Origin of the sequence: Paracoccus sp. (in: a-proteobacteria) (assembly GCF_032007265.1) — a bacterium.
GTDB lineage: Bacteria > Pseudomonadota > Alphaproteobacteria > Rhodobacterales > Rhodobacteraceae > Paracoccus.
This window is the reverse complement of the sequence record NZ_DALZMB010000010.1, coordinates 22378-29222: the sequence shown is the minus strand read 5'-3', so window position 1 is coordinate 29222 and position 6845 is coordinate 22378. Positions and strand designations below refer to the sequence as shown.

4 protein-coding genes are annotated in these 6845 nt (G+C 59.3%); 2 read left to right on the top strand and 2 right to left on the bottom strand.

Features of this window, described 5'->3' with window-relative positions:
- Both RTS12_RS03885 and RTS12_RS03880 read left to right on the top strand, forming a co-directional pair.
- Positions 1-1757: type VI secretion system tip protein TssI/VgrG (locus tag RTS12_RS03885; protein ID WP_312525695.1), on the top strand; the 1757-nt coding region annotated here is incomplete at its 5' end.
- A gap of 225 nt (positions 1758-1982) precedes the next feature.
- Positions 1983-4175: a SulP family inorganic anion transporter gene (locus tag RTS12_RS03880; protein ID WP_312525693.1), complete on the top strand. Its 2193-nt coding sequence runs from the start codon at positions 1983-1985 to the stop codon at positions 4173-4175.
- A gap of 12 nt (positions 4176-4187) precedes the next feature.
- On the opposite strand, the gene RTS12_RS03875 is transcribed toward RTS12_RS03880, so the two are convergent.
- Together RTS12_RS03875 and RTS12_RS03870 are read right to left on the bottom strand one after the other, a co-directional pair.
- Entirely contained in the window at positions 4188-4976 is a 789-nt protein-coding gene (locus RTS12_RS03875) for a hypothetical protein (RefSeq protein WP_312525691.1), read from the bottom strand.
- A 285-nt stretch (positions 4977-5261) separates the two neighbouring features.
- Entirely contained in the window at positions 5262-6650 is a 1389-nt protein-coding gene (locus RTS12_RS03870) for a glycosyltransferase family 4 protein (RefSeq protein WP_312525689.1), read from the bottom strand.
- Positions 6651-6845: the final 195 nt, after the last annotated feature.

Sequence of the window (6845 nt, the reverse complement as noted above, 5' to 3'; positions counted from 1 at the left end):
CCTGGTTTTGGCTTGCCGGGCGGCGGCGCAATCAACGCATTTTCCACAACAAGACCGTGGTCGAGATCATACAGGAACTGCTGGCCGATTACGCAACCCTTGGCGATCCGGCGCTGGAACTGGCATTGAGCGGCGATTATCCGGTGCTGGAATATACCGTTCAATATCGTGAATCCGACCTTGATTTTGCGCGCCGACAGCTCGAGCGTCACGGGATTTCATTCCACTTTCGCCATCAGGAAGGCAGCCATACGCTGGTGATCACTGATGATGCCAGCAGCCATACCCATGTCGGCACACGCGAATACAAACCCTATGACGCCCATCATCAGGCCGATGCCGAGCATTTCTGGGAATGGGCGCCCGAGCGCAATCTGATGACCGGCGCGGTGCGCCTGACCGATTACAACTTCAAAACGCCCATGGCCTCGATGGAGGTGGACCGTCAGGGGGATGCGGAACATGCCCAAGGGCTGATCGAAAGCTTTGACTATCCTGGTGATTACAGCGAACGTGGCCGAGGCAAGGATGTCGTCGGGCTGAAAACCCAGACCGAGCGGGGCGGCGATCGCAGGCACCGTGCTGCGGGCGATTGCATCTCACTGGGTTCGGGGATGCAGGTAACGCTGGCCGGGGATCCGGTTCCCGGAACGGGCGAGACCTATCTTGTCCTTTCGGCAAGCTATCATTTCATGAGCGAAGCCTATGGCTCTGGCAGCCCCGGCGCCGATGGCTATGCCTTCAATGCAGCATGGACCATGATGCCGATCACCGCCGCGATGGCACCGCCGCGCCGAACCAAGATCCCCGTGGTTCAAGGGCCGCAAACGGCATTGGTCGTCGGCGAGGGCGAAATCGACTGTGATGAATTTGGCCGAATTCTCGTAAGATTTCACTGGGATCTGGCCAATGCGATCTCGATGCGTTGCCGGGTCTCGCAAAGCTGGGCGGGCGCGGGTTGGGGCGGTATGGTCATTCCTCGCATCGGCATGGAGGTCGTCGTCGAGTTTTTGGAAGGCGATCCCGACAAGCCGTTGGTGACGGGCTGCGTCTATAATGGCAAAAACACCGTCCCCTATGATCTGCCCGCCAATAAAACCGTCAGCACCTTCAAATCTGACACCCATGAGGGTGGCGGCTATAACGAATTCCGCTTTGAAGATCAGGCTGGCCGCGAAGAGGTTTTCCTTCACGCGCAGCGCGACCATAATACCGTGATTGAAAACGATGAAACGCATCAGATCGGCCATGACCGCGCCAAAAGCGTGGGCAATGATCAAAGCGAATCCATCGGACACGACAAGTCGATTTCGGTTGGCCATGATCACAGCGAAACCATCGGCAATGATGTGATCTATCAGGTCGGGCGCAATCAGCAGGAAAACTACGGCAAGGATCATATCCATCGCGTCGGAAATATTCATAAGCAGGCCATTTTTGCGGACCACCTTTATGAAACCGGGCGCAATTTCGAGGGTCAGGTTTTCGGGCGCTACACGCTGGATGTCGGCAATTCGATCACCAATAACACCCGCAGCCACACGCTGATGGCCTATGAAAAGATGCAGATCAAAGGTCCGGGCGGCAAGATCACCATCGACGCCTCGGGGATCACGCTGGAAGCAGCGACGATCTGGCTGAAAGGCAATGTGATCATGGGCGGTGGCGGTGCCGCACAGGTTCCTACGCTAAAGATGGCCGCGCATGAGGGGCTGCCCCTTTGCGAGGAATGCGCCCCTCAAGAGGACGACGCCTAGTCCGGGAGCCGCCAACCCGGAAACTCCCACCCCCAGGGGCAGGCCAGCCGATCACAGATCACTTGCGCGGCTGGTGGCGGGCCGCATCTAAATGATTGCTGCCCCCTAGGCACAGGGGCGGCGACTAGGCATGACGCGCGAATAACTTTCAGTCTGAACAACCTTTGCGCTTGATTTTCATACCACTCCGTTCAAAACTTGATCAAAATGCTGATCAGGTGATCCATGACAGACGCCCGTCCTTGGCCCGATCAGCGCCAAGATTGCCCATCCCGACACGCCGAACCCGACCTACCCTTGGCCAAAGGCCATGTCTCAGGGGCCGTTACCGGATTTCTGATGGGCATCGACACGCTTGGGGAATGTCTGGCACTGGCATCACTTTGCTTTGCTGGCAGCGTGTTGATGCCGGGCTTGGGGTTGGGCACGACGCTGTTTTTGCTGTCATGCTGCGTGGCAGCGATATTGACGGCAAAGTTCAGCCGCATTTCGAATGCAATTGCCACTGCTCAGGATGCCTCAATCGCCGTTCTGGCCGCAACCATGGCCCTTGCCGCGCAGACCGCGCAAGATCTGGGCCCAGCGGTCCAGCTTGCCACCGCTTTTGCCGTGCTGGGCGGATCGACAATGGCCTCGGGCGCGGCACTTTGGCTGGTTGGCCGCTTTGGTCTTGCGCGATATGCGCGCCTTTTGCCCTATTCGGTCATCAGCGGCTTTCTGGCGGCCTGTGGCTTTTTGCTGGTGATCGCGGCCGTCGAAATGGTCTGGCAAAACCACGCCACCATCGGTCTTGCCCCTTTAGCGTTGGGGGTATTGCTGCCGGGGATTGTGCTTGCCCTTGCGTTGACGGCCAGCCTTGCGCTTGGAGGGCCCGCGCATAATTTTTTACTGATCCTGCTGGCGGCGGTCGTGCTTTATTGGGTCGTTCATTTCGCGCTTGGGCTTGATTTCGCGCAATCTGCCGCGCTGGGTTATCTGCCCCAACTTGGCACCGATGGCCCAGCGCAGGCGGGACTTAGCCTTGCGGCCTTTCGCGAGATCCCGTCGAATGCCTTGGCCGTTGCCCTGCCCGGCGGCCTTGCTGTGGTCGTGATCAATGTCATTGCTGCCATCCTGAACATCGCAGGGATCGAGCTGGAAACACGGCGCGAGATCGACCTTGACCGTGAGTTGCGCCTCGCCGCAGGCGCAAATCTAATCATCGGGGGCTTTGGCGGTCTGGCCAGCTACATCGACAGCCCCACCACCGCCATCGTCGAAAAGCTGGGCCTGCGTAGCCGCGCCGTCGGTTTTGGCTATGCCCTTGTGACATTGATCGGCTGCGCCTTTGCCGCCCAATTGGTGCAGATCGTGCCGATTTATGTCAGCTTTGGCATGCTGCTTTTCATCGGGCTTGGCATGATGAAGGATTGGCTATGGGATTTGCGTCGCCAGATCGCGCTGCGCGAATGGTTGGTGATTATTGGCATTTTGATCATGGCGGTCGGCCTTGGTCTGCTGACGGCGATTGTCGCGGGCTTGGCATTGGCGATGGCTGGCTTTGCGGTGGAATATGCCAAAAGCCCGGTCATTCGCAGTCAGTGGAACGGCACGGGGCGCCGCTCGTCTTATGACCGCGCGCCCGGCGCTCAGGCGATTTTGGCGCGCGAGGGCGCGGCGATCCAAGGGCTGGGCTTGCAGGGCTATCTATACTTCGGATCCGTCGACACCCTGAGCAAGGCCATCCGCAATTTAAGCTGGCAATGCCAGGGTCAGGCGACGCTGATCCTGGATTTCTCGGCTGTGACAGGCATTGACGGTGCCGCTTGCGCCGCCTTTGACAAACTGTTTCAGACCCTTCGCGAGGCGGGCATTTTCTGCGCCGTCACCGGCCTGTCGCCCCTCATGACCGCGCGCTTTCAAAGCTGGAACCCCGATTTCGCGAAGGCCCCAAGGCTGCAGGTCAGCATGAGCCTTGATGATGCCTTAGAGCGGGCAGAGGATCGTCTTTTGGCCAGTCTACCGCCCGGCCTGCAAGATCACGCCGAAACATTCCCCCCAGCTGCATTGCTGCCTTTGTTTCAGACGATCATGCTGGCCCGCGATGAGACACTGATCGCCGCCGATGCAACCGGCACAGATGTGTTCGTGCTGCAATCTGGTCGTCTTGGGATCTATCTGCCGGCACCGACGGGGCTGATCCGGGTACGCAGCCTTGGACCGGGCGCCTTGGTGGGTGAGCTGGCCCTTTATACCGGCGCCGCACGCTCGGCCTTGGTGCGTGCTGACAGTGACTGCAAGGTTTTGGTGCTGCCCGATCGCTCTATCGCGGCCCTTGAGACCCAAGACCCCGCCGCAGCGCTTTTGTTGCATCGCGCCCTTGCAGCGGCCATCAGCGACAAGCTGCTTCGCACCAATGCCTTGTTGCGCCATTTGTAAGGCGACATTGGCTTAATCTGTGGCGGCGATGCGCCCCAAGGTCAGGCAGTCCTGACGATCAAGGTAGGCCTGCCACAATCCAGCGATCATGGCATCTTGTCTGTCTGGAGATTGGGGCGTGCGGATCACCTTGCTTAACCAAGGAAAGCGCGGGTCATGGCACAGCCCATGGCCAAGCTGGAAGGACATGATCGTCAGCAAGCCAATCTCAGAGGGCGTCAGATCAAAGGCCCTGAGCCGATCCACCATCGCGGTGCAACATTCGCTGACCCGATTGCAGCCAAGATCGGCGAACCGTTCCGGCCAAAGGTGATGCACCCCCTGACACAAGATCAAGCCATCCGCCCGACCCCAATCATGATGACTGACATCCTGAAAGGCCCGATCCCTGAGACCGTCGTGCAACCCGGCCCTATGCGCGAATAAGGCCTCGTCGCGCTCAACCGCTGCTGCAAGGCGCGCAAGAACTGCCGCAAACCTAAGGGGCTGCGCGGGCAATGAGTTGGGCCAGTCAGCAGCGCGCAAATTTCTTGAATATTGTGGGTCAGTGTCGAAATCACAGCCCCAATTGGCGACCATCACCAAATACTGCAGCTGCAAGCGCTCGGTGACTGCCCCGCATTTTATGGCGCGTGCCCGCGACATCAACAGCAAGTCGGAAACCTGATCGCAACTCAGCGCGCGAAGCATTGGCGCAAAGACCTGATGCAGCAATTGCGCGCCGTGGCGAAGATAGCCCTTCGCGCGGTCCGCCTCGGCCTCGCATTGCCTTGCGGCTTTATCGATCAAAGCGGCGCTCACGCGACATCCACTGCACTATCGCAAAACATATCAACCCACCCGGGCAGGTGCCCCTTGTTAAGATGTCCAGAACTGTAACTTGCCGTTTGCGGTCGGTGGGTGGCCTTCGCCTTGCGAACGGCCCCAATCCCCACCCGATCCAACCATCAACACGCGAGTGATAAATTGGTTCATTCGCCTTATGGATGATTTTAACGACCTTGGCCGAGCCTGTTCTAAGGGTGCATAAGTCGAGGCTCGTGCTGATAGGATTTCTGCAATCCCCTGTTCCTCGCCCCCCCCAGTTCAGGACTGATCGGGTAGGTTCTCCTGCAAAGCTGCCGCTGAAGGCGCCATCGGCTGGGGTTGCGTAGCCATGCCAAGATGCGACGCCGCGGCAGGCAATGGCAGCTCTTGGGGCAAGGGGGCGCCTGCACAAACGGCCCGCCAGATCCGCTCGACCTGCCCCGCCTTCGCCTGCCAGGTAAAATCACGCGCCACGCGTTCACGACCCGCCGCAGCCATGCCCGGCAGCACCGACGGGTCATGGGCGATCTGATCCAGAACCTGACGCAGTCTTGCGATGATGTCACCACGGCTGCCCATTGCGATCTTGAAGCCGAATTGCGGCTCGACCAGCTCGCCCGGACCCGCATAATCCATGACGATCGGCACGACGCCCAACATCATCGCCTCCAGCACGACCCCGCCGCCGAATTCGCGAACCGAGGGAAAGGTCAGGATCTGGCTTTGGGTGACAACATCTTGGACCTCTTGATGCGCCAGCCAGCCGTGGAACCGCACGGCTTGGCCGACAGCTGCCTGTTGCACCTGCGCCTCTAGGCTGTCGCGCTGGGGGCCATCACCGATAATATCCAGCGTCATCCGCCCATCGCGCAAAAGCGGCAATGCCGCCTCGATCGCCATATCTGCCCCTTTATAGGGCACAAGGCGGCCGATGAAACATGCGCACAAGGGCAAGCTACCGCTTTGAGGGGCAAGCTTGAAAAACCTTGTCGGATCGATTGCATTTTCCGGCAACCACACCGTCTTGTCGCGATATTTCGGAGGGATCTCACTGAGGGTCGATAACGAGCCGCAAAGGATCGCCGAGGCTGACGCAAGCGAGGCCCCCCTGCCCGGCAGCATCTTATAGGCCCCCCGCACATAAGAGAGCCATTCCTTTTCGCGCCGCCGTTCGGAATCGAAGCCCTTTGGCCAAGGCACCCCGCCATTCAGCGGCCCCATGACAAAGGGCACCCCCGCGCGTCGGCAATGCGCGGCAATCGGACTGTTGGCCGTGGGGGTCAATGGCGTGACGCGGTGAACGATGTCAAAGCGCCCCGCCTTGATATCGGCGCCAAATCGCTGCCAGACCAGACGCTCGAAATAGCCATAGCCCAAGGTTGAAATGGCGGTGTTGATGGTCCAGCCAACCCCTTTGCCCATCCGCAGCTTTTCGGCCAGCCGCCAAAGGGGCGCGGCGATCTTTTCACTGTCGATGGCGGTGAAATCGATATGCTCCCGCATCCCGGCGCGTAAAAACGCCTCGCGGTTGCGGATCTGTGTCACAATATGCACCTGCGCGACCGTGGTCAGCGCCTTAGCCAAAGACCAGCCGACAAGCGGAACCGAAACCCATTCCGGATTCGCCGCTTCGGCGATAACAAGCGCCGTCAGTTGTTTACCTACCAAAGACACAACCAATAATCCCAATTACTCACGGCAAGATCATCGCATGGGCTTGGCCTGTGTGGAAACAAGTATATTTATACAAATGCTGTAGAATTTGCCCGCCGTGCCCGACCTGCGCCAGTGCGCGAAAGACGACCAAGTCCACGCCTGATCCGCCGGATCCGGTCGTCTGTCAGCAAGCGCGATTTTTCGCGA

Bases quoted from the DNA above. Each gene is read 5' to 3' on its own strand.
- RTS12_RS03880 (WP_312525693.1), top strand. From the start codon at position 1,983: ATGACAGACGCCCGTCCTTGGCCCGATCAGCGCCAAGATTGCCCATCC.